This is a genomic window from Streptomyces cyaneofuscatus, assembly GCF_033109485.1.
Taxonomy (GTDB): domain Bacteria; phylum Actinomycetota; class Actinomycetes; order Streptomycetales; family Streptomycetaceae; genus Streptomyces; species Streptomyces cyaneofuscatus.
The window spans coordinates 3,616,590-3,637,785 of record NZ_CP137002.1 but is presented as its reverse complement, the minus strand read 5'-3'; the positions used below and the strand labels follow the sequence as shown (position 1 = coordinate 3,637,785).

Below are 21,196 nucleotides of genomic sequence, written 5' to 3'. Positions count from 1 at the left end.
CAGGGCAATGGTGCCGCCCGGCGATCCGGGCGGCACACTGAGACGTACACGATCCGCATCTCCATGCAGATCGCAGATTTACAGGAACAGGTAGGTCATGGCCGGGAACAGCCAGCGCAGGAACCGCCGCACGTCCAACAAGAAGGGCGCGCAGGTCGGCAGCGGTGGCCAGCGACGCCGTGGCCTGGAGGGCAAGGGCCCCACGCCGCCCGCCTCCGCCCGCAAGGGACACAAGAAGAACCGGGTCGCCAACGCCCAGGCCAAGCAGGCCGCCGCCCGCCGCCCCGCGCCCCGGCGCGGCGGCGTGAAGGGCACCTCCGAGATGGTCGTCGGCCGCAACCCCGTCTACGAGGCCCTGCGCGACGGCGTCCCCGCCACCACCCTCTACGTCCAGCAGTACATCGACAACGACGAGCGCGTCCGCGACGCCCTCAAGCTCGCGGGCGAGCGCGGCAACATCAACCTGATGGAGGCCCCGCGCCCCGAGCTGGACCGGATGACGAACGGCCTGAACCACCAGGGCCTCGTCCTCCAGGTCCCGCCGTACGAGTACGCGCACCCGGAGGACCTCACCGCCGCCGCGCACGACAACAACGAGGACCCGCTGATCGTCGCCCTCGACGGCGTCACCGACCCCCGGAACCTCGGCGCGATCGTCCGCTCGGTCTCCGCGTTCGGCGGCCACGGCGTGGTCGTCCCCGAGCGCCGCGCGGCCGGCATGACCGCCGGAGCGTGGAAGTCCTCGGCCGGTACGGCGGCCCGCACCCCGGTCTCCCGGGTCACCAACCTGACCCGCGCCCTGGAGGGCTACCAGAAGGCGGGCCTCACGGTCGTCGGCCTCGCCGCCGACGGCGAGCACACGGTCGAGGACCTGGAGCAGCTGGCCGGTCCGGTCGTCATCGTCATCGGCAGCGAGGGCAAGGGCCTGGGCCGCCTCGTCGGCGAGACCTGCGACTACCGCGTCCGGATCTCCATGCCGGGCGGCGCCGAATCCCTCAACGCAGGCGTCGCGGCCGGCATCGTGCTCTACGAGGTGGCGCGCCGCCGCGCGTAGGGCGTGTCCGGCGGATCTTGGCCGGGCCCACGGCGCTGATCCGCGCCGGGTCCACGGCGCTGATCCGCCGGACACGCCCTAGCCGCGCACCGGCCTCCCGTACGGCGTTCGCGCGATGACCACCTCGGCAACGGGCTCGCCCGCTCACCGAGTTGACGCGCGAACGCCGAACAGGGTTCCAGGATGCCCGAGTTTGGCCGGATCTTGACGGGTCTCGGACACATCGGGCCCGTCAAGGCAGTGTCCTAACCACCCATCACTCGGTTAGATGAGTGTGGACACCAGAACGCCTCGGTTCGACGAGCAACCCGCCCTGAGCATGACCAAGGTGGACAGCGACCCCGCGCAGGTCATCGTCAACCACGCCAGCTTCCGGGTGCAGCTCGCCCCGGGTCAGCGCGCACGGCTGCGCGGTCTCGCGGACACGGCCCGCATCCCCGCCATGAGCGGTGCCGGCGGCGGCCGCAGGCGGGCACCGGTCGTCTGGAGCGGCAGATCGGCCCCGGGCGACCCCGGCGCCACCGGCCTCCTCCAGGCCGTACGCAACTCCACCGCCGGCCTCCTCGACACCGCGCTCACCGCCGGGGCCGCGGACAGCCACGCGGCGGGCGCGACCCAGGTCATCCCGCTCCTGGAGGAGACCCAGCCCAACCCCGTACTGACCGCCCCGCACCAGCCCGGCCGCACCGGCCCCCTCCTGCCGCCCATGCGCCAGGCCGTCGGCGCGTACGACTCCGTCGACCTCGACCAGGACCCCCCCGCCACCGGCGACGACCGCGACGACGAGGAAACCTCCGAGGCCCGCGCCCGACGCCACGGCAACGACCCCGTCCGGCACGCCTACTACCCCGGCCACCGGATGAACCTCGGGGTCGTCCTGCTCCCCATGCGGGTCCTCCTCGGCTTCATCTCCATCTACGCCGGCATGGGCAAGCTCTGCGACCCCGTCTACTTCGACGGCGGCGAACGCGGCTCCATGGTCAAGTGGCTGACCTCGCTGCACCCCTGGGCGCTCGCCGAACCCCTGCGCGACTTCGCCCTCTCCCACCCGGTCGGCGCCGGACTCACCGTCGCCTTCCTCCAGGTCGTCGTCGGCGTCCTCACCGTCCTCGGCCTCTGGCAGCGCGTCGCCGCCTCCATCGGCGCCCTGCTCTCCGCCGCCCTCCTGGTGACCGTCAGCTGGCGCACCGTCGCCGTGTACGACGCCCCCGACATCATCCTGCTGGCCGCCTGGAGCCCCCTGATCATCGCGGGCGCCCCCGTCTACTCCGTCGACGGACGCCTCGCCGGAGAGGCCTGGCGCACGCTCGGCCCCCGCTCCGAGATCTGGGACCTGCGCCGCCGCGTCCTGCGCCGCGGAGGCGTCGTCGCCTCCGTCGTCATCGGCCTCACCCTCCTCATCGGCTCCATCCTCGGCGGCGCCGTCCGCTCGGCCGAGGTCGTCACCGTCCCCGGCCGCAACGACTACCCGACCAACCGGCTCCCCGGCCAGCCGCTCCCCCAGGAGTCCACCGGCGAACGCCAGGCCTCCCGTACACCCCAGGAGCAGGAGCGCAGCCCCGAGCCCACCAGCTCCGGCGCCCCCACCACCCCCGCCACCGGCGGCCAGGCCACCACCCCCGGCGCGACCCGCGACTCCGGCGGCGGCGAGACCGCCGGCACCGGAACCGGCACCCAGCCCAGCCAGACCCAGGGCACCGGCCAGGAACCCCCGCAGCAGACCACCCCCCAGCAGCCCCCCGCCGCCACCAGCGCCGGCCCCACCTCCTCCGGCTCCACCGGCGGCGACGGCTCCTCCGGCGGCGGCGCCCCCCAACCCGAGGCCCCGCCCGCCACCAGCGGCGGCGGCGAAGCTCCCGCATCGAGCGGCGGCTCCTCCGGCGGCGGCCGCAACCCCATCGGCGGCCTCCTCGGCTGACCGGAGCGACGCACAGCAAAGAGGGGCGGCCTCCACCCAACTTCAGGTGGAGGCCGCCCCTCTTGTCGTGCGGGTCCCCCTTGTCGTGCGGGTCAGCCGCCGCCCTGGGCGCCCAGCTCACGCGCCGCCTCGGTCAGGTCCTTCGCCGTGTCGATCGCCCGCCAGTACGCCCCATGGGGCAGCGGATACCCGGCCAGCCGCCGCTCCCGGGCCAGCCGCGGGAACGTCGTCCGCTCATGGTCGCCCTGGTCCGGCAGCATCCCCGTGAAGGCCGGGGAGAACACGTACACCCCCGCGTTGATCAGATACGGCGAGGGCGGCGACTCGATGAAGTCCGTGATGTGCCCGAACGCGTCCGTCTCCACCGCCCCCCACGGAATCCGGGGCCGCGCGAGGGCCAGCGTGGCGGTCGCGTCGCGCTCGCCGTGGAAGGCGGCCATCTCGCGCAACGAGAACCGCGTCCAGATGTCCCCGTTGGTGGCATACCAGGGCTGCTCCGGATCGGGCAGCCGCTGCGCCGCGTACTTCAGCCCGCCGCCACGGCCCAACGGCTCCTTCTCCACCACGGTCGTGACCCGCAGCGGCAGCACGGCGGACTCCAGCCACTCCTGGAGCACCTCGGCGAGATGCCCGCAGGAGACCACGGCATCGGTCACGCCCTCGGCGGCCAGCCAGGACAGCTGATGGCCGATGATCGGGGTCCCGGTACCCGGGATCTCGACCATCGGCTTCGGACGGTCATCGGTGTACGGGCGCAGCCGCGACCCCTGGCCGCCGGCGAGGATCACGGCCTGCGTCGGATACGTATGCATGGCACGCACGATATGCGGTGCGGGCACGGGAAAGCCGCCGTTGCCCGACGACGGCCGGGCGACGGCAGCTCCTGTACGGCTCCGAGCGCCTCGGGAGTCGCTCGGCTCACTTCGTCCGGGCTCAGCTGAACTGAGCGACCCCCGAGGCGAACGAGGTGTCGCAGACGGGACGGGAGAAGCGCTGCGCGCGCGTCGGGCCGTACTGCTCGACCGCGGCCTTGCCGAGGGCCCGCGCGATCGACATGCAGTGCCGCGCCAGGGAGGGGCGCTGCTCGACGGCGCGCTGGAGGCCCGTGAGCGCGGTGCCCGGGTCCTTCTCCTGGAGCTCGACGAGGAGCTTGTCGCGCAGGATGTCCTGGGCGGCGCGCGGCTTCGCGGGCTTGGACACGGTCTCCGAGGAGGCGGCCAGCAGCGTGGAGTCTTTGTCCGTTGCCGCCCACGGAACGCTGGTGACCGCGAGGGTCCCGGAGAGCACCATGACGACGGGCAGGACGAGGGCGAAGGATCGGCCGATGCGCCGAGCGGTGTGGGTCACGCAGCGAGCGTAGCGGTCGGTGGTGACGCGATGACATTTCGTCACCCCTCCGGGGGATGGTTCGACGCGTCCTTTCGAATGCCAGGTTGACAAGGCGGGGGGAAATGCCCTGTGTGCCGGGGTATTTGACGCGGCCCGGCACCGAAACCCAAACCCATCCCGGACCACGCAAACGGCCCCGCGCCCCCCTCGAAGGGGGCACGGGGCCGAGCGCGGACGATGTGACGGCGTCAGTTGGTGAGACGCTCACCGGTCGAGGTCGCGAAGACGTGCAGCTCGTCCGGGCGCGGGACGACGTGCAGCTCGGTGCCCTTCTCCGGCACGGCACGGCCGCCGACGCGGACGACCAGGTCCTTGTGCTCACCGGCGACCTGCGCGGCACCGTAGACGAACCCGTCGGCGCCGAGCTCCTCAACGACGTTCACGGAGACGGCGAGACCGGCCGGCTCGTCCGAGGAGTCCTTGGTCAGGGCCTTCGTGGCGGCGCCACCGTGCTCGACGATGTCGAAGTGCTCGGGGCGGATGCCGACCGTGACGGTCGTGTCGCCGCGGTCCGCGGCGGCGGACAGCGCCTCACGCGAGACCGGGACGACGCTGTTGCCGAACTTCACGCCACCGTCGGTGATCGGGACCTCGACGAGGTTCATCGCGGGGGAGCCGATGAAGCCGGCGACGAAGAGGTTGGCCGGGCGGTCGTACATGTTGCGCGGCGAGTCGACCTGCTGGAGCAGCCCGTCCTTCAGCACCGCGACCCGGTCGCCCATGGTGAGGGCCTCGACCTGGTCGTGGGTGACGTACACGGTGGTGATGCCGAGGCGGCGCTGCAGCGAGGCGATCTGCGTACGCGTGGAGACACGGAGCTTGGCGTCGAGGTTCGACAGCGGCTCGTCCATGAGGAAGACCTGCGGCTCCCGCACGATGGCCCGGCCCATCGCCACACGCTGACGCTGACCACCGGAGAGCGCCTTCGGCTTGCGGTCCAGGTAGTCGGTGAGGTCCAGCATCTTGGCGGCCTCTTCGACCTTCGCCCGGATGTCGGTCTTGTTGACCCCGGCGATCTTCAGCGCGAAGCCCATGTTGTCCGCGACGGACATGTGCGGGTAGAGCGCGTAGTTCTGGAACACCATGGCGATGTCCCGGTCCTTCGGCGGCAGGTGCGTGACATCGCGGTCACCGATGCGGATGGCACCGCCGTTGACGTCCTCAAGACCCGCGAGCATGCGCAGGGAGGTCGACTTGCCACAACCGGAAGGACCGACGAGGACGAGGAACTCACCGTCCGCGATGTCGATCTCGAGCTGGTCCACAGCCGGCTTCGTGGAGCCGGGGTAGACGCGGGACGCCTTGTCGAACGTGACACTGGCCATGCTGAATCTTCTCCTCCACCGGCAGGAACGTGCCGGACGATCCGAGTAGGGAGTGGTCTGGTCCACTTGAGTGAACCTGCGGTGACGTTACCTGGCGTTCATGTGTCCTGTCAGTACCTCTTGGGTCACGAAAAGCTCGCCCGGGGGCGGGCGGGACGCCAGAGCACCACCCTTTTGACCTGCCCCCGCTGTTGGCGGGAGCTTCCTGCTTCGGCGTCCACCGCCGCGCGGACGCCACCCTGAAGGTGACACCCTGCCGGTCTCACGCGGACTCCACAGGCATCACGGCCGACGGCCCGTCGGTCCGGCACGCACTTCCCTACGACTCCCCGAGCCGACTACGCCGTCAGCACCACGTCCGGCATCTCGGACGCCCTGATCATCGAGGGCATGGCCCGCCCCGGAGGCAGCGCCGACGCCACCAGCGCGTACAGCCTCATCCCCTCCTCCCGCAGATTCCGCGCCGCGTTCACGTCCCGGTCGTGCACCGCACCACACCCGCCGCACGACCAGCCGCGGACGGCCAGATCCAGCTTCGGGCCCGTCACCCCGCACGCCGAGCACCGCCGGGTCGAGGGAAAGAACCGGTCCACGATGACCAGCGTCCGGCCGTACCACGCGCACTTGTACAGCAACTGCTTGAGCAACTCGCCCCACGCGGCGTCCAGGATCGCCCGGTTCAGCCCGGCCTTTCGCCGACGGCCCTTCCCTCTCGGCGACCGTACGAGAGAGGCGATGGACAGGTCCTCCACCACGAGCACTTGGTTCTCGCGCACGAGGCGGGTGGTGAGCTGGTCCAACGCGTCCCTGCGGACATCACCGATCAGGGCGTACAGCCGGGCGATCTCCTGCCGCGCCTTCTCCCTGTTGCTTGATCCCCTCTTCTTGCGGTGCAGGCTTCGCTGAAGTTGCGCGAGCTTCGCCCCGTACTTCTTCAGAAGTCGGGGGTGGTCGACCTTCTCCCCGTCGTCCAGTGTGACCAGGGCCGTCAGCCCGAGATCCAGACCGACCGTCTTCGGCGCACCCCCGTCCCGTAGAAACACGGGCGGCAGCGGCGCGATCCGCTCCTCCACCAGCACGGAGACGAAGAAGCGCCCTGCCCGGTCACGGCTCACGGTCAGCTTCACCGGTCGCACACCTGCGGGGAGCGGCCGGGACCACCGGATGCGCAGCGGCCCCGGCTGTTTGGCCAGCGCGATCAGCCCTGTCCCCGGCCGTTCCGGATCCTCCAGCCAGCGGAAGCCCGTACGGACGTAGGTCGCGGAGTCTCGGGAGCGGCTCTTCTTCTTACGCCTCGGGTGTTTGGCCGTCCCTTTGAAGAACCGCCCGAACGCGGCGTCGAGATGGCGGAGTGCTTGCTGGAGAACGGTCGAGGACACATCCTGTAGCCACCGTGTCCCCTCGGCGTTCCGCCAGCCTGTGAGGGCCCGGCAGGACTCCGCGAACCCCAGCGATACCCGGTGCTCGCGCCAAGCCTTGTCCCGCAGGGCGAGGCCCTCGTTGTAGGTCCAGCGGCAGGCGCCGAAGGTCTTGATCAGCTGCTCGGCCTGGGTGGGGGTGGGGTAGCAGCGGTACCGGTAGACACGCTGGCGGGTGTCGGCTTCCGGTGTCCGCCGCTGCATCGGCACGGTCACCCGCTGCCGGTTTTCGGCCCGGTCGGGAATGCCCAAGGCCTCGCGCTTGACGCGCTTGGCCTCCGCGCCGGTGACGCGGATCAGCTTGTCCTTCTCTGCGACCTCGACCACGGCCCCTCCCCTGTCCGATATTCGGATGGCACTCCAGTGCGTTCAACGAACAGGTGAGTGAGTGGTTACGGCTGCCCGGATATGCCTGTCCGTGGGGGAGTGGCGCTGTGTAGAGTTGTGGCGTCTCGATGCGCGCCTTTAGCGTGCGTCGTTGCCCCCTTAGCTCAGTCCGGCCCAGAGCGGTTGTCTTGTAAACAACAGGTCGTCGGTTCGAATCCGACAGGGGGCCCAGCGCGAAGCCCAGGTCAGACTCGTTCTGACCTGGGCTTTCTTGTTGTTTCCCCGCAGTGCTCGATGGTCTAGGTCGAGCTCTTGGCGCCGATCGCCAGCTCGACTTCATCACCCGTTCCGGTGAATTCGCGGACAGTCCAGGTGTGGGCTGCGATGGCTGTGCCCGCGCCTGTCGTGTACGCCGGGACCTTGAGGGCCGGGCCTGCCGGGGTCTCCGTGAGGAGTTCCGCGTCCGTGGCCGCTCCGTCGGGGAAGCGGAGGTAGAGGTCGAGCGGGTGTGGGGACGTGGCGAAGGCGGTGGGGTCGGGGAGGCCCTGGAGGTGGCAGCGGGCGCCTGGGAAGAGGTGGGTGTGGCTGCAGGTCGCCAGGATCGTGGTGGTTTCGTCGTTCGGGTCCATGCGGGGCTCCGGGAGTGTGTGGGGTGGCCGTAGCTGGTTCTGTCTGCTCTTACAGGGCGCGGGTCAGCTGGGGCCGGTTTTCGCCCGTGTCGTGCGGCCGCTCTCCGTGGATTCCGCGATCTCCCACAGGGCCAGGCAGCGGCCCGGCGGTTCGTCGGCCAGGCGGCAGAGGTCCTGGACCGCCCGGCGCGGGGGCAGGGTGGTGCCGGTGAGGCAGCGGTGCCAGGAGGACTTGCTGTACGCGGTCCGCTCCGCCAGGCCGGCCAGGCTCAGGCCGGTGCGGTCCTTCAGTTCGCGCAGGGCCGCGGCGAGGCAGGTGCGTTCCGGGGACGGTGTTCCGGGTGTGGTTGCTTCCGGTGCGGGTGTGAACGTGCGACGCCGTTGCCGGACCGCGGCGGCGATCTCGCGTAGTGCGAGCAGCCGCGCCGGATCCTCTCCGGCGATCCGGGCCATGGCGTCCGCGGCGTCGTGCGGAGGCAGGGTCCTGCCTCCGAGATACCGCTCCCACGACTTCGTGCTGTACCCCGTTTTCACGGCCAACTGCCGTGTGCTGAGGCCGGAATGGTCCTTCAGTACGCGCAGGCGTACGACTAACCGGTAGGCCGCCGGATCCAGTTCGGCGGGCAGTTCTCTCCAACGCGACATGTTCCCCCCATTTCGCGTCCGGGGCCCCGGTCGGGGGCCCCGGCCATCTGCAGGAGCGAACACGTTCTTCGGGAGGAGGCGGTTCCCGTTTGCGAACTCTTTTGCTCAGGCCTCCTGATGGGTCCGTGTCGGTGCGGTGGTGGGCGCGGGCGGATCGAGCGGGGCCTTCGTCGTCCGTACGGGGATGAGCGCAGCGACCACCGCCGCCGCCAGGCCAACCCCGCAGCCGATCAGCATCGCGACGCGGAAGCCGTTCTCGGAGGGGAGCGGGAAGCCGCCGAAGTCGGTCGTCATGCGCGCCAGGACCACGCCGATGACGGCTGCGGCGAACGATGTGCCGATGGAGCGCATCAGGGCGTTGAAGCTGTTGGCGGAGGCGGTCTCGGACTGGGGGACCGCGCTCATGATGAGGGCCGGCATGGCGCCGTAGGCGAAGCCGACGCCGGAGTTGCAGACGAGGGTGACGATCAGCAGGCTCCACGGGGAGCCGGAGCCGATCAGGGGGACGGAGAGGCCGTAGCCGGCGGCGATGAGGAGGCTGCCGACGGCCAGGGTGACCTTGGGGCCCTTGGCGGCGGAGAGCTTGGCGCCGACCGGGGACATCGCCATCATCATCAGCCCGGCCGGGGCCATCCACAGGCCCATCGCGAGCATCGACCGGCCGAGGCCGTAGCCCGTCGCCTCGGGGAGCTGGAGCAGCTGGGGGACGACGAGGGACTGGGCGTACATCGCGAAGCCGACCAGGACCGAGGCGGTGTTCGTCATCAGGACCTGGGGGCGGGCGGTCACGCGGAGGTCGACGAGCGGGTCGCGCAGGCGCAGCTCCCACCAGCCCCAGGCGGGCAGGAGTATGAGCGCGGCGGCGAAGAGGGTGAGTGTGGTGGCGCTGCCCCAGCCCCAGTCGGCGCCCTTGGAGACGGCGAGCAGGAGGGCGATCAGGGCGGCGCCGAGGCCGATGGCGCCGGGCAGGTCGAAGTGGCCCGCCACGGTGGTGGCCGGGCGGTCGGCCGGGACCAGTGTCAGGATCAGTGCGCCGACCGCGAGGGCGAGTACGGCGACGACCCAGAACAGCACCCGCCAGCTGGTGTTCTCCGCGATGGCGGCGGCGAAGGGCAGGCCGAGTGCGCCGCCCACGCCCATCGACGCACTCATGATCGCGATGGACGGGCCGAGCTTCTCCGCCGGGGCGACGTCCCGCAGCAGGCTGATGCCGAGCGGCACCACGCCCATGCCGAGGCCCTGGAGACCGCGTCCGGCGATCATCGGGATCACGGAGGAGGAGAGGGCGCAGACCACCGAACCGAGGATGAGCGGTACGAGCGAGACGAGCAGCATCCGCCGCTTGCCGTACATGTCGCCGAGCCGTCCGGCTACGGGCGTGGAGACCGCGGCGGCCAGCAGGGTGGCGGTGATGACCCAGGAGGCGTTGGACGCGGAGGTGTCGAACAGCGTCGGCAGCTGCGCGATCAGCGGCACCACCAGGGTCTGCGTGAGCGCCGCCACGATCCCGGCGAAGGCCAGGATGCCGACGATGGAGCCGGGGTGGGCGGTGGGTGCCCCGGGGGAGGCTGTTGCGGGTGGTGGACTCTCCACGGGGTGTCTCCGTTCTCAGCCCTCGCGCCTTTCGGTCGGGCTGTTCGGTTATGCAAGATACATTGAATGTGCATCGTGCACAGCTTGTGTAGCATGCATATTCGTCGTGATATACCTGTACGCGTGGACATGCCCCTCGACCGGATCGAACGCGAGACCATGCTGCTCGGCCGGTACATGCACCTGCTCACCCCGCGTGTGGAGTGGCGGCTCGACCGCAGCGCCTACATCCTGCTCAGCCGGATCGAGGTGGAAGGCCCCATGTCCATCAGCCAGCTCAGCGAGGCCTTCGGCCTGGACGCCTCCACCCTCAACCGGCAGACCGCCGCGATGCTCCGCGCCGGGGTCGTCGAGCGCATCCCGGACCCCGACGGGGGCATCGCCCGTAAGTTCGCCATCACCGACGAGGGCGCGCGCCGGCTCGACAGCGACCGCGAGCGGAACGTGGCGGGCCTGGCGAAGGTCATGGGCGACTGGACGCCCGAGGAGGCCGAGCAGCTCGCCGCCTCGCTCAGCCGCCTGAACCTCTCCATCGAGCGTCTCGACGGGCGGCCCTGGCCGCGCGACTGAGCCTGCCCTGGTGTACTGGAGGTACCGGACCCGGACAGGGATGGGGATGGATGCCCATGAGCCGCCGCTGCCGCCACCGTCGTCTTCGTACGCGCCGTACGCTGCCCAGGGTGTTGGCCTGTGCCGGTGCCGCCGTTCTGCTGACGACCGGCTTCGTCTCCGCCGCCTCCGCCGCTCCCGCCGACCGCACCGAACCCCGTACCGAGACCGCCGTCCTCGCGATCCCCGCCGTCGGTGTCGAGGACCTGGACGTCGTGCCGTACGAGGGGACCACCGACGACGTCCCCGGCAGCCGGATCCAGGACCGGGGCGTGGCCTCCAGCCCGTACGGCGAGGAGGGCGGGGTGGGGCCGGGAGATGTCGGCAACTACCTCGTCACCGCGCACCGGCTGAGCGCCGGAGGGGTGCTGCGGGATCTGCCGGATCTCGGCAAGGGCGATCCGGTGTACGTGGTGGAGGACGGCACCCGGTACACGTACGAGATCACCGCGACCCGGCAGACCTCCTTCCGCAGTGAGCGGTCGCTCGCCGAGCAGCGGGCCGAGGTGCCGGGGCGGCCCGGTGCCGAGCCGACCCGGGCGATGATCACGATCTCCACCTGTGCGACGCCCGAGGACGACGCGGCCGGGAACTTCTGGCGGGACGGTCTCGGCAATCCCGAGCACCGGATCGACAAGGTGGGGGTGCTGGTGGCCGAGAGCCCCGCGCCCTAGCCCTGCCTTCGGTGGCGGCCTGAGCCACCGGTCAGTGGCGGCCCGAGATGCGGTCCGCCGCCTTCGCGATCGGGTCGGTGCCTGGGCGCGGTGAGGTCGTCTCGCGGCGGTCGGCGCCGCGGTAGGCCGCGTACAGGCCGTGGACGCCGAGCCAGCGGAAGGGTTCGGGCTCCCAGCGGCGGACCTTGTGGTTGACCCAGGGGAGCGTCGTCAGGTCGGTGGGGCCCGCCTGGCCGGAGTCCTGCTGGATGAGGTCGCGCAGGGTGCGGGCGGCGAGGTTGGCGGTGGCGACGCCGGAGCCGACGTACCCGCCCGCCCAGCCGAGCCCGGTGGAGCGGTCCAGGGTGACGGTGGCGCACCAGTCGCGGGGGACGCCGAGGACGCCGGACCAGGCGTGGTCGATGCGGACGCCCGCCGTGGTCGGGAAGAGGCGGACCAGCAGGTCGCGCAGGGCGGCGATGGTGGCGGGCTGGGTGCGGCCGTCGTTGTCGGTGGCGGAGCCGTAGCGGTAGGGGTAGCCGCGGCCGCCGATGGCGATCCGGTCGTCGGCGGTGCGCTGGGCGTAGAGGTAGGCGTGGGCCATGTCGCCGAGGGTCTCGCGGCCCTCCCAGCCGATGGTGTCCCAGATGCGGGCGGGGAGGGGCTCGGTGGCGATCATGGAGGAGTTCATCGGGAGCCAGGTCCGCTTGTGCCCCTTGAGGCCCGCCGTGAAGCCCTCGGTGCAGCGCAGGATGTAGGGGGCGCGGACCGTGCCGTACGGGGTGACGGCGTGCTTGGGCTTGATCTCGGTGACCGGGGTCGACTCGTGGATGGTCACGCCGAGCGCCTCGACGGTGTCCGCGAGCCCCTTGACCAGCTTGGCGGGGTGGAGGCGGGCGCCGTGCGGGGTCCAGGTGGAGCCGACGGCTCCGGTGATGTGGACGCGCTCGGCGGTCTCGCGGGCGCCGCGCAGGACCCGGTCGGTCTCCCCGAAGGCGATCTCGACGCTGTGGAAGTCCTTGAGGCGGGCGAGCTGCGCCGGGGTGTGGGCGACCTCCAGGACGCCGCCCTGGTGGATGTCGGCCTCGATCTTCTCCTCGGCGGCGATCCGGACGACCTCGCCGACGGTCTCGTTCATGGCCTTCTGGAGCCGTACGGCGGCGTCGTGGCCGTGCAGCTTGGCGTACCGTTCGCGGCCCGCGATGCCGTTGTACAGCCACCCGCCGTTACGGCCGGAGGCCCCGTAACCGCAGAACTTGGCCTCCAGCACGGTGATGTTGAGGAAGGGGACGGCCTTCTTCAGGTAGTACGCCGTCCAGAGCCCGGTGTAGCCGCCGCCGACGATGCAGACGTCGGCGCTCGCGTCGCCGGGGAGGGGTTCACGGGGGGCCGGTGTGCCCTCCTGCGCGTACCAGAACGATATGCCGCCGTTGACGGTACTGGCGTTGCTGACGGTGCTCATGATGCCCCTGGGGTCCCTGTCCGGTGTGACGGTGGTGCTCGGTGTGCCGCTGCGCCGGTTCTCCGTTGACGCCGAGCGTATGTGTGGCGGGACGTTACTGCGCGGTGGGGTGTTTCGTCTTCTGTGTCTTCCGGCGGCTGCGGCTGCGGGTGCGGGTGAGGGGGTAGCAGGCCAGGCCGGTCAGGACGGCGGTGAAGTGGCCCACGTCGGTGAAGGTGCGGCCGTCGGCGAGCAGCGGGATGCCGTAGAAGACGAGGACGGCGAAGGCGTAGACGTACGGCCAGGGGCGCGGGACGCGGTAGGTGAGGACGGCGATCACCCCGGCGAGGGCGTAACTGACGCCGATGTCCCGGGCGTCGGCGGCGGACTGCGGGGCGTGGTCCTGCCGGATGGCCCAGGCGAGGACCCCTTCGCTGACCAGCGTGGCCACGACGTGCGCGATGACGGCGACGGCGAGCCAGCGCAGGGTGCCGAGCCAGTGTTCGGCGGTGGCGTGGAAGACGGTGAACAGGACGGCGTACGGGAGCCAGCGGCCGCCGTCGATCCAGAAGGCGCTGGAGATCAGGACGCGGACGGGGTTCTGCGAGAGCTCGTGGAGGTTGGTGGAGCGGTCCCGCAGGAACGCGTCCTCGAAGGCGGGGGACATCCGGTGCAGGACGACGGTGGTGACGAAGAGGACCGTCAGCCAGATGTACGTGCCGGGGGCGGTGGCGATCCAGTGGCGTACGGCGGTGAGCCGGGGGCGTGTGCGGTCGCGGTGGTGGCCTCCGGTGCGGGTGCTGCCGTTGCCGTCGGTGGTGGGGCCCGGCCGTTTTCGGGGCATGGTCCGATTGACGCACGCCCCTAGGATCCAGGGCGTGATTGACATCCCGGACGAGCTGATCGCCACTCAGTACGCATACAACGGGGCGGCCGGGCGGGCCTTCGTCGCCGCGCTGCCCGGCCTCGCCGGCCGGTTCCTGGAGGAGTGGGGGCTGCGGCGGGACGGGGCCGTGATGTACGGCATGTGCGCGCTGGTCCTGCCGGTGGTGCGGGAGGCGGACGGGGTGCCGGCCGCGCTGAAGCTCCAGTTGGTGGACGAGGAGACGGTGGGTGAGCCGGTCGCGCTGCGGGCGTGGGGTGCGGCAGGGGCCGGGGCGGTGGGGGTGCTCGGCCATGACTCGGGGACCGGGGCGCTGCTGCTGGAACGGCTGGACGAGGGGCGGCCGTTGTCGGGGATGGCGGGGGGTGGGGGTGTTCCTGGGGGGAGCCGCCTGGTGGGGGAGGGTGTTCCTGGGGGGAGCCGGCTCGTGGGGGAGGTGGCCGACGCCCGGCGCGCGGTGACGGTGCTCGGTGAGGTGCTGGCACGGCTGGCGGCGGTGCCCGCGCCGGAGGGGCTGCGCACGCTGGGCGATGCGGTGGAGCGGATGCTGGCGGCGGCTCCGGGGGTGGTGGAGCGGCTGGCCGACGAGGGGGAGCGGCGGCTGCTCGCGGACTGCGTGGCGGCGGTGCGGGAGGTGGCGGGTGAGCCGGGGGACCGGTTGCTCCACTGGGACCTGCACTACGACAACATCCTGGCGGGGCGGGCGGACGCCGGGCGTGCGGGGGAGTGGGTGGCGCTCGACCCGAAGCCGCTGGCGGGGGACCCGGGGTTCGAGCTGTTCCCGGCGCTGGACAACCTGTTCGACGCCGGGGAGGTGGTGTGGCGGTTCGACGCGTTGACGGAGGCGCTGGGCATGGAGCGGGACCGGGGACGGGCACGGGCCTGGACGCTGGGGCGGGTGCTCCAGAACGCGGTGTGGGCGGTCGGGGACGGGGAGCGTGAACTGGCCCCGGACCATGCGGAGATCGCGCGGCGGCTGCTGGCGGTGGGGTGACCGCGGGGCGGGTGCGGGGGTGCTGTCTCCGGGCGCTTCGGCCACGCGCCGTCCGAGCCGAGGGGGCTGTCTAGGCTGCCCCCATGATTCGTACCGCTGTCCCTGATGACGTCCCCGTCCTGCATGTGCTGGTGCGTGAACTCGCCGCGTACGAGAAGGTCCTCGACGAGGTGGTCGCCTCCGAGGAGCAGCTGAGGGAGGCGCTGTTCGGTGAGCGGCCCGCCGCATACGCGCATGTGGCGACGGCCGAGGAGGGCGGCGGCGAGGTGGTCGGCTTCGCCCTGTGGTTCCTGAACTTCTCCACCTGGCGCGGGGTGCACGGCATCTACCTGGAGGACCTGTACGTCCGCCCGGACCGGCGCGGCGGCGGGCACGGCAAGGCGCTGCTTGCGGAGCTGGCGCGGATCTGTGTGGAGCGCGGGTACGAGCGGCTGGAGTGGTCGGTGCTGAACTGGAACGCCCCGTCCATCGCGTTCTACGAGTCCCTGGGCGCGCGGCCGCAGGACGAGTGGACGGTGTACCGGCTGACGGACGGGGCGCTGGCGAGGCTGGGGGCGGCGGGCGAGCGGCTGGGTGTCTGAGGCCCGGCGGCGTACGGCGTTACGGCTCCAGCACCACCTTGCCGGTCGTGCCGCGCGTCTCCAGGGCGCGGTGGGCGGCGGCCGCTTCGGCGAGCGGGTAGCGCTGGACGGCGGGGCGCAGCCGCCCGGTGGCCGCCTCGGTGAGGGCGCGGGTCTCCAGGGCGCGCAGGCCGCCGCCCCGCTCGACCATCCGGGGCCCGAGGACGGAGGTGGACGTGATGGCGCGTTCGGCCAGCTCCTCCGGGGTGAAGGTGAGGGGCTTCCCGTCGTGGAGGCCCTCGCCGGACCAGCCGTAGACGATGTGCTGCCCGTCCTTGCCGAGCAGGTTGACCGCGCTGCGGGCGGTGGTCCCGCCGACGGAGTCGTAGACGACGGTGGCCCACCGGCCGGTCGTGTCGAGGAAGGCGCGGGCGCGGTCGGTCCAGTCGGGGAGGGTGTAGTCGAGGGCGAGGTCGGCGCCGTTCGCCTCGGCCCGGGCGACTTTGGCGGGGCCTCCGGCCAGGGCGATCACGGTGGCCCCGGCGTTCTTGGCGTACTGGACGAGAAGGGTCCCGATCCCGCCCGCCGCCGCGGTGACGACGGCCACGGAGTCAGGCCCGAGGTCGGTGAAGCCGAGGATGCCGAGGGTGGTGCGGCCGGTGCCGATCATGGCGACGGCTTCGGCCGCGCCCAGCTCCCCGGGGATCTCGTGGAGCTTGTCGGCCTCGGTGACGGTGAGTTCGGCGTACCCGCCCGGCGCCATGCCGATGTGGGCGACGACGCGCTTGCCGAGCCAGCCGGGGGCGGTGCCCTCCCCCACGGACTCGACGGTTCCGGCGACCTCGCGGCCGGGGATGGTGGGGAGCTCGGCGGGGGCGGGGTAGGGCCCGGTGAGCCCCTCGCGCAGGGCGGTGTCCAGGAGGTGTACGCCGGCCGCCTCGACGGCGATGCGGACCTGGCCGGGGCCGGGTACGGGGTCCTCGGTCTTCTCGTAGGTGAGGTTCTCGGCGGGGCCGAAGGTGTGGAGGCGGACGGCGTGCACGGAGGGCTCCCTCGGGGCGGTCGGGCGGGGCGGGCTGTGCCCTCAGCCTCGTACCTCAGGTTCGGTTGAGGTCAACCCCTGGACCGGGAGGGCTGTGCGGCGCCGGGTCCGGAGCGTCGGCCGGCGGCCTTCACGGCGAGCAGCGCGGCCTCGATTCCGCTGGTGAAGGAGGTCTCGCTGAGGAGTCCGGGGGCGGCGACCTGGTCGCCCGCCAGGAAGACGCCGTCGCCGCGGATGACGGAGGGCCGGTCCCGCCAGGTGGTGCCGGGGCGGTCGACGGCCCCGGTGCGGCCGTCGGCGAGGGCCTCGGTGCGCCAGGTGGTGCGCTCCCGCCAGCCGGGGAAGCCGAGGTCGAGGAGCTCCTCGGCGCGGGCGGTCCCCTCGGCCCGGCGGGCGTCGGGCCCGATCGGGAACTGGCCCTGGAGCAGCTGTTCCCCGGCCGGGGCGAGGCCGGGGTCCTGGGCGGTGAACCGTTCGACCCAGCCGGGCGCGTCCAGGTCCGACACGACGAACGCGTCGCCGCGCCGCGTGCGCAGGGCCAGGTCCACGAGGACGGTGCGGCCGCTCTCCCAGGTCAGGGACGGGTCGTCGAGCAGGACGCGGGCGGCGTCGAGGGAGGTGGCGACGACGACCGGTCCCGTACGGGCCAGCTCGCCGAGCGTACGGGTGTCGACGCGGGCGCCCGTCTCGACGGCGACCCCGAGGCCGCGGGCGTGCCCGGCCATCCGGTCGACGAGCCGCGCCCAGCCGCCGGCCGGGTAGTGGGCCTCGGGCGGAAAGGAGGCGAGGCGGCGCAGGCGCTCCTGGACGAACCGGGCGGAGAGCGCGCCGGGGTCGTGGTGGAAGAGCGCGGTGGCGGCGAAGTGCGCGGCGGCCCGGGCGCCCTCGTCCCCGACCTGGCCGGCGGCCCAGCTCCGGAAGTCGGCGTCCACGGGTGCCGTACGGGCGGCGCGCCGGGCGAGCCGCAGGAGGGCGACGGGCGGGACGCGGCGCAGCTCCCCCGCGCGCCGGAAGCGGAAGCGGAGGCCTTCGCGGGGCGGTACGGAGACGACGGGGCCGAGGAGATCGCGCCGGGCCAGCCAGGCCCAGTGGGGCCCGCCCCGGTAGAGGGCGTGCGGCCCCTCGTTGGTGCGGTACGGCCCGTCGGCGGTCCTGGCCCGGCCGCCGAGCGCGCGGTGGCCCTCGTACAGGGTGACCCGGGCGCCGGATTCGGCCGCGGTGATGGCGGCGGTGAGCCCGGCGAGGCCACCGCCTACGACGTGGACGTGGGTCGGGACGTGGACGTGGGTGGGGGTGGTGCTCTGGACGCGCTCCATGGCTGGAACTCCTTCGCCTCTCTCGCCTCTTTGATGATGCGACGGATCGGGGGCGGTGGCGCGTGACATGGGGTGGCCCGACAGGGGACCCGGGGCGTTGTCAGTGGGGTGCGTCACGATGGGGGCATGGCATCGAGCGCGAGCAGGACGCCCCGGTCAACCAGTTCGACCAGTTCGACCAGGGCGACCAGGCCGACCAGGAGCAAGAAGGACACCATCGCGGAGGCGCGCCGCCCGGACGTGCGGCTCCCGCCGCTCGTTCCGTACGACGGCGAGGGCCTGGAGCCGGACGGCGACTACGACGGGGTGCGGTTCGACGGTACGGACCTGGCGGACGCGTCGGGGCCGGGCGCGCGGTTCATGGACTGCGCGCTGGACGGCTGCGCCCTGGACCGTACGGAGCTGACGCGGGCCCGCTTCATGGACTCGGTGCTGACAGGTGTACGGGGCGTGGGCACCGACCTCGCGGAGGCGTCGCTGCGGGACGTGGAGGTGGTGGACGCGCGGCTGGGCGGGGTGCAGCTGCACGGGGCGGTGCTGGAGCGGGTGGTGGTGCGCGGCGGGAAGATCGACTACCTGAATCTGCGCAGGGCCCGGCTGAAGGACGTGGTCTTCGAGGGCTGCGTGCTCTCCGAGCCCGACTTCGGCGACGCGCACCTGGTGCGGGTGGAGTTCCGGGACTGTCTGCTGAAGCGGGCCGACTTCAGCGCGGTGCGGATGGAGTCCGTGGACCTGCGGACGGTGGCCGAGCTGGACATCGCCCGGGGTGTGGAGCGGCTGGCGGGTGCGGTGATCAGCCCGGCACAGCTGATGGAGCTGGCCCCGGCGTTCGCGGCGCAGATCGGGGTGCGGGTGGAGGGGTGACGCGTCCGCGGGGCGCGGTCAGACGTGATCAGATACGGGGGAAGCGGGCCTGGAGGTCCCAGATCACCGGGTTGTCGGCGAGTCCGTCGTGCAGGTCCGACAGGTCGGCGATCAGGTCGTGCAGGAAGTCCCGGGCCTCGCGGCGCAGCAGGGAGTGGCCGAAGGTGAGCGGGGGCTCGTCGCCGGGCATCCAGTCCGCCTCGACGTCGACCCAGCCGAAGCGCCGCTCGAAGATCATGACGTCCGAGGACTCGGTGAAGTCCAGCTCCGCGTACTGCCGCCGGTGCGAGCGGTTGCCGCGGGGGTCCTGGTCGATCTGCTCGACGATGTCGCACAGCGCCCACGCGAAGTCGAGCACCGGAACCCATCCCCAGGCTGTGGACACCTCGCGGTCCGCCTTGGTGTCCGCGAGGTAGACGTCCCCGGAGAACAGATCGTGCCGCAGCGCGCGGACGTCCGCGCGGCGGTAGTCGGTCTGCGGGGGGTCGGGGAAGCGGCGGGAGAGGGAGTAGCCGATGTCGAGCACGGATCGATGGTGTCATGCCGGGCCGGGCCGGGCCGCCACGATCGGGTGAACGGAGATCCCCAGGGCTGCTCGGTGCCGCTCAGTCGCCCGTGGCCGCGGCCGTGGCTTCGATGAGGGTGAACGGTGCGGCCTCCGCGAGCGGGGTGACCGTCGTGAGGGTCAGGCCCGCGCGGTGGCACACCTCCTCGAAGTCCTGGCGGGTGCGCTCCCGGCCGCCCACGTTCACCAGCATGTTGAGGTCGGTCAGGTAGGTGGCCCCGGCGTCGGTGCCGTCGACGACGTCGGGCAGCACGGGCTCCACGATCAAGACGAGCCCGCCGGGTGGCAGCACCTTGCGGCAGTTGCTCAGGATCGTGACCGCCTGATCGTCCGTCCAGTCGTGCAGGACGCTCTTCACGAGGTACAGATCCGAGCCCGCGGGGACCGTATGGAAGAAGTCTCCGGGGGTCAGGGAGCACCGCTCCGCCAGCCCTCGGCCCGCCAGCGTGTCCGGCGCGCCCGCCAGCCCCTCCGACGTGTCGAGCAGCACCCCGGTGAGGCCCGGGTGAGCGGCGAGTACGGCGGCCAGAAGGGTTCCGTCACCGCCGCCCACGTCCGTGACCGACGTGTACCGGCCGAAGTCGAAGGCGTACGGGAGCGCGGCCGCGGTCTCCGCAGTGGCCTGGCTCATCGCCGCGTTGAACTCGGCGGACAGCTCGGGGTGCTGCGCGAGATGGCTGAAGAAGTCGGTGCCGAAGACGGTGTCGAAGGCGATCTCGCCGGTGCGGACGCTGTCGTCCAGATGCTCCCAGGCACGCAGCATCATGGGCTCGGTGAACATCCGGACGAAGGAGGCGAGCGATTCGGGGCGGCCGGTGCGCAGGAGCGCCCCCGCCGGAGTCACCGAGAAGGAGCCGGGGGGCTGTTCCGACAGCAGGCCCAGCCCGGCCAGGGCGCGGAGCAGCCGGGTCATGGGCTGGGGCTCGGCCCCGGCCTCGGCGGCCACATCGGCGGCCGTGCGGGGCGCGTCCTCCACCAGCTCCATCACCCCCAGCCGCACCGCCGCGCGCAGGGTCTGCGCCGCCAGGCTTCCGTACGCGAGCCGGCCGATCAGGTCCCGGCCTGCCGCGTCCGCCGCGCCTGCCGCCTCCGCCGCTCCTGACACATCGGTGTTCGTCACTGGTGTCTTCCTCTCCCTGTGGGGTGGTTTCTCGTGCGGTGGTTTCACGTGGCGGACGTCGTCCTGCTCGCCAGCGCGCCCGGTGTGCATCCGGCCAGGGCCAGTACGTCGCGATGGAGGTGTGGCTGGTCGGCGTAGCCGCAGGCCAGAGCCACGTCCCCGGCGCTCTCGCCCGCGCAGAGCGCCCGCGCCGCATGGTCGAAGCGGACGAGCATGGCCGCTCGCTTGGGTGTGAGACCGATCTGGTCGGTGAACCGGGACCACAGCCGCTTGCGGCTCCAGCCGAAGGACGCGGCGAGGTCGGCGACCCGGATCCGGCCCCGCCGGGCCACGATGGTGTCCCAGGCGGCGGCGACCTCCGGCGACATCGGCGGTGTTCCCGCAGCCCGCTTCGTAAGGAACGCGTCCGTCAGCGCGAGGCGTTCCTGCCACGTCGTGGCGTCGGACAGCCGCTCGTGGAGGCGCCGCGCCGGCCGGCCCCAGAGGTCGTCGAGTGCGGTGACCGAGCCGTCCAGTTCGCGCGGAGAGACACCCAGCAGCGCATGGACGGCCCGGGGCGCCAAGGACACCTCGACACAGGCGACGCCCTCGCCCCGGATCCGGGCCGGGCCGGGCGACTGAGAGGCGATGAAGCTCCTCATGGGCCGTTGGCCGGCGGTGTCCTCGACGGTGAGGAGGGCGTCCCCGAGGCCGATGACGACGATCACGGCGGGCTGAGGCAGCACCTGCATGTCCAGCCCCACGGCGGCGCGGTCCCGGAAGCCCGCCATGCGGACGCCGTCGAGCGATGGGCCGTCGAGGAGGTGGGCCACCTCCCAGCCGTTCTCAGTGTCCTGGTGTCCGCGCATGGC

The 21,196-nt window shown here is 72.3% G+C and carries 21 protein-coding genes and 1 tRNA gene; 8 read left to right on the top strand and 14 right to left on the bottom strand.

Translation table 11 applies throughout. The annotated features are described in order from the left end of the window. The first annotated feature begins 97 nt into the window (after positions 1–97). Both rlmB and R2B67_RS15905 read left to right on the top strand, forming a co-directional pair. Entirely contained in the window at positions 98–1,054 is a 957-nt protein-coding gene (gene rlmB, locus R2B67_RS15910; RefSeq protein ID WP_317818819.1) for a 23S rRNA (guanosine(2251)-2'-O)-methyltransferase RlmB, read from the top strand. Between the two features lie 268 nt (positions 1,055–1,322). Continuing rightward, positions 1,323–2,972, top strand: a complete 1,650-nt coding sequence (locus tag R2B67_RS15905) for a DoxX family membrane protein (protein ID WP_317818818.1) — start codon at positions 1,323–1,325, stop codon at positions 2,970–2,972. Positions 2,973–3,064: 92 nt separating this feature from the next. On the opposite strand, the gene R2B67_RS15900 is transcribed toward R2B67_RS15905, so the two are convergent. The 4 genes from R2B67_RS15900 to R2B67_RS15885 form a co-directional block, all read right to left on the bottom strand. Next, positions 3,065–3,784 (bottom strand): nucleotidyltransferase family protein, encoded by a 720-nt coding sequence (locus tag R2B67_RS15900; RefSeq protein ID WP_018511058.1) that lies wholly within the window; start codon positions 3,782–3,784, stop codon positions 3,065–3,067. 121 nt (positions 3,785–3,905) lie between these two features. Further along, a complete protein-coding gene (locus R2B67_RS15895) occupies positions 3,906–4,319 on the bottom strand; it encodes a hypothetical protein (protein WP_018511057.1) in 414 nt (137 codons plus the stop codon). A gap of 230 nt (positions 4,320–4,549) precedes the next feature. Further along, entirely contained in the window at positions 4,550–5,686 is a 1,137-nt protein-coding gene (locus R2B67_RS15890; RefSeq protein ID WP_237327140.1) for an ABC transporter ATP-binding protein, read from the bottom strand. Positions 5,687–6,024: 338 nt separating this feature from the next. Then, positions 6,025–7,431, bottom strand: a complete 1,407-nt coding sequence (locus R2B67_RS15885) for an RNA-guided endonuclease InsQ/TnpB family protein (RefSeq protein ID WP_317818817.1) — start codon at positions 7,429–7,431, stop codon at positions 6,025–6,027. Positions 7,432–7,584: 153 nt separating this feature from the next. Here R2B67_RS15885 and R2B67_RS15880 point away from each other — a divergent pair. Continuing rightward, positions 7,585–7,660 (top strand) — tRNA-Thr (locus R2B67_RS15880). Between the two features lie 70 nt (positions 7,661–7,730). Here R2B67_RS15880 and R2B67_RS15875 read toward each other — a convergent pair. The 3 genes from R2B67_RS15875 to R2B67_RS15865 all read right to left on the bottom strand — a co-directional run bounded on the left by R2B67_RS15875 (position 7,731) and on the right by R2B67_RS15865 (position 10,298). Continuing rightward, entirely contained in the window at positions 7,731–8,060 is a 330-nt protein-coding gene (locus R2B67_RS15875) for a hypothetical protein (RefSeq protein WP_317818816.1), read from the bottom strand. Between the two features lie 63 nt (positions 8,061–8,123). After that, positions 8,124–8,705, bottom strand: a complete 582-nt coding sequence (locus tag R2B67_RS15870) for a helix-turn-helix domain-containing protein (protein ID WP_317818815.1) — start codon at positions 8,703–8,705, stop codon at positions 8,124–8,126. Between the two features lie 105 nt (positions 8,706–8,810). Then, positions 8,811–10,298: an MFS transporter gene (locus R2B67_RS15865; RefSeq protein WP_317818814.1), complete on the bottom strand. Its 1,488-nt coding sequence runs from the start codon at positions 10,296–10,298 to the stop codon at positions 8,811–8,813. Between the two features lie 123 nt (positions 10,299–10,421). On the opposite strand from R2B67_RS15865, the gene R2B67_RS15860 reads away from it, so the two are divergent. Then, entirely contained in the window at positions 10,422–10,868 is a 447-nt protein-coding gene (locus R2B67_RS15860; protein WP_317818813.1) for a MarR family winged helix-turn-helix transcriptional regulator, read from the top strand. Between the two features lie 56 nt (positions 10,869–10,924). Then, complete coding sequence (locus R2B67_RS15855; protein WP_317824875.1) at positions 10,925–11,581, top strand: class E sortase; 657 nt, start codon at positions 10,925–10,927, stop codon at positions 11,579–11,581. 31 nt (positions 11,582–11,612) lie between these two features. Here R2B67_RS15855 and R2B67_RS15850 read toward each other — a convergent pair whose 3' ends face one another. Then, entirely contained in the window at positions 11,613–13,022 is a 1,410-nt protein-coding gene (locus R2B67_RS15850; protein WP_317818812.1) for an NAD(P)/FAD-dependent oxidoreductase, read from the bottom strand. A 94-nt stretch (positions 13,023–13,116) separates the two neighbouring features. Then, positions 13,117–13,845: a rhomboid-like protein gene (locus R2B67_RS15845; protein ID WP_317818811.1), complete on the bottom strand. Its 729-nt coding sequence runs from the start codon at positions 13,843–13,845 to the stop codon at positions 13,117–13,119. A 34-nt stretch (positions 13,846–13,879) separates the two neighbouring features. Between R2B67_RS15845 and R2B67_RS15840 the strand changes: the two genes are divergently transcribed. Next, the gene (locus tag R2B67_RS15840; protein WP_317818810.1) at positions 13,880–14,878 is read left to right on the top strand and encodes an aminoglycoside phosphotransferase family protein; all 999 of its coding nucleotides are present in this window, start codon (positions 13,880–13,882) and stop codon (positions 14,876–14,878) included. 83 nt (positions 14,879–14,961) lie between these two features. Further along, a complete protein-coding gene (locus R2B67_RS15835; RefSeq protein WP_317818809.1) occupies positions 14,962–15,459 on the top strand; it encodes a GNAT family N-acetyltransferase in 498 nt (165 codons plus the stop codon). Between the two features lie 19 nt (positions 15,460–15,478). Here the strand turns inward: R2B67_RS15835 and R2B67_RS15830 are convergent, their stop codons facing one another. After that, entirely contained in the window at positions 15,479–16,480 is a 1,002-nt protein-coding gene (locus R2B67_RS15830; protein ID WP_317818808.1) for a zinc-binding dehydrogenase, read from the bottom strand. Between the two features lie 71 nt (positions 16,481–16,551). Then, a complete protein-coding gene (locus R2B67_RS15825) occupies positions 16,552–17,796 on the bottom strand; it encodes an NAD(P)-binding protein (RefSeq protein WP_317818807.1) in 1,245 nt (414 codons plus the stop codon). Between the two features lie 126 nt (positions 17,797–17,922). Between R2B67_RS15825 and R2B67_RS15820 the strand changes: the two genes are divergently transcribed. After that, positions 17,923–18,660 carry a pentapeptide repeat-containing protein gene (locus tag R2B67_RS15820; protein WP_317818806.1) on the top strand — a complete coding sequence of 246 codons (738 nt, stop codon included), beginning with the start codon at positions 17,923–17,925 and terminating at the stop codon, positions 18,658–18,660. A gap of 28 nt (positions 18,661–18,688) precedes the next feature. Here the strand turns inward: R2B67_RS15820 and R2B67_RS15815 are convergent, their stop codons facing one another. From R2B67_RS15815 to R2B67_RS15805, 3 genes are all read right to left on the bottom strand, one after another. After that, entirely contained in the window at positions 18,689–19,186 is a 498-nt protein-coding gene (locus tag R2B67_RS15815; RefSeq protein WP_018511041.1) for a hypothetical protein, read from the bottom strand. 79 nt (positions 19,187–19,265) lie between these two features. Beyond that, the gene (locus tag R2B67_RS15810; protein WP_317818805.1) at positions 19,266–20,345 is read right to left on the bottom strand and encodes a methyltransferase; all 1,080 of its coding nucleotides are present in this window, start codon (positions 20,343–20,345) and stop codon (positions 19,266–19,268) included. A gap of 44 nt (positions 20,346–20,389) precedes the next feature. After that, positions 20,390–21,193, bottom strand: a complete 804-nt coding sequence (locus R2B67_RS15805; protein ID WP_317818803.1) for a helix-turn-helix transcriptional regulator — start codon at positions 21,191–21,193, stop codon at positions 20,390–20,392. Positions 21,194–21,196 lie beyond the last annotated feature (3 nt).

Bases quoted from the DNA above. Each gene is read 5' to 3' on its own strand.
- R2B67_RS15875 (WP_317818816.1), bottom strand. From the start codon at position 8,060: ATGGACCCGAACGACGAAACCACCACGATCCTGGCGACCTGCAGCCAC.
- R2B67_RS15900 (WP_018511058.1), bottom strand. From the start codon at position 3,784: ATGCATACGTATCCGACGCAGGCCGTGATCCTCGCCGGCGGCCAGGGG.
- R2B67_RS15820 (WP_317818806.1), top strand. From the start codon at position 17,923: ATGGCATCGAGCGCGAGCAGGACGCCCCGGTCAACCAGTTCGACCAGT.
- R2B67_RS15845 (WP_317818811.1), bottom strand. From the start codon at position 13,845: ATGCCCCGAAAACGGCCGGGCCCCACCACCGACGGCAACGGCAGCACC.
- R2B67_RS15870 (WP_317818815.1), bottom strand. From the start codon at position 8,705: ATGTCGCGTTGGAGAGAACTGCCCGCCGAACTGGATCCGGCGGCCTAC.
- R2B67_RS15890 (WP_237327140.1), bottom strand. From the start codon at position 5,686: ATGGCCAGTGTCACGTTCGACAAGGCGTCCCGCGTCTACCCCGGCTCC.
- R2B67_RS15855 (WP_317824875.1), top strand. From the start codon at position 10,925: ATGAGCCGCCGCTGCCGCCACCGTCGTCTTCGTACGCGCCGTACGCTG.
- R2B67_RS15825 (WP_317818807.1), bottom strand. From the start codon at position 17,796: ATGGAGCGCGTCCAGAGCACCACCCCCACCCACGTCCACGTCCCGACC.
- R2B67_RS15905 (WP_317818818.1), top strand. From the start codon at position 1,323: ATGAGTGTGGACACCAGAACGCCTCGGTTCGACGAGCAACCCGCCCTG.
- R2B67_RS15835 (WP_317818809.1), top strand. From the start codon at position 14,962: ATGATTCGTACCGCTGTCCCTGATGACGTCCCCGTCCTGCATGTGCTG.
- R2B67_RS15850 (WP_317818812.1), bottom strand. From the start codon at position 13,022: ATGAGCACCGTCAGCAACGCCAGTACCGTCAACGGCGGCATATCGTTC.
- rlmB (WP_317818819.1), top strand. From the start codon at position 98: ATGGCCGGGAACAGCCAGCGCAGGAACCGCCGCACGTCCAACAAGAAG.
- R2B67_RS15805 (WP_317818803.1), bottom strand. From the start codon at position 21,193: ATGCGCGGACACCAGGACACTGAGAACGGCTGGGAGGTGGCCCACCTC.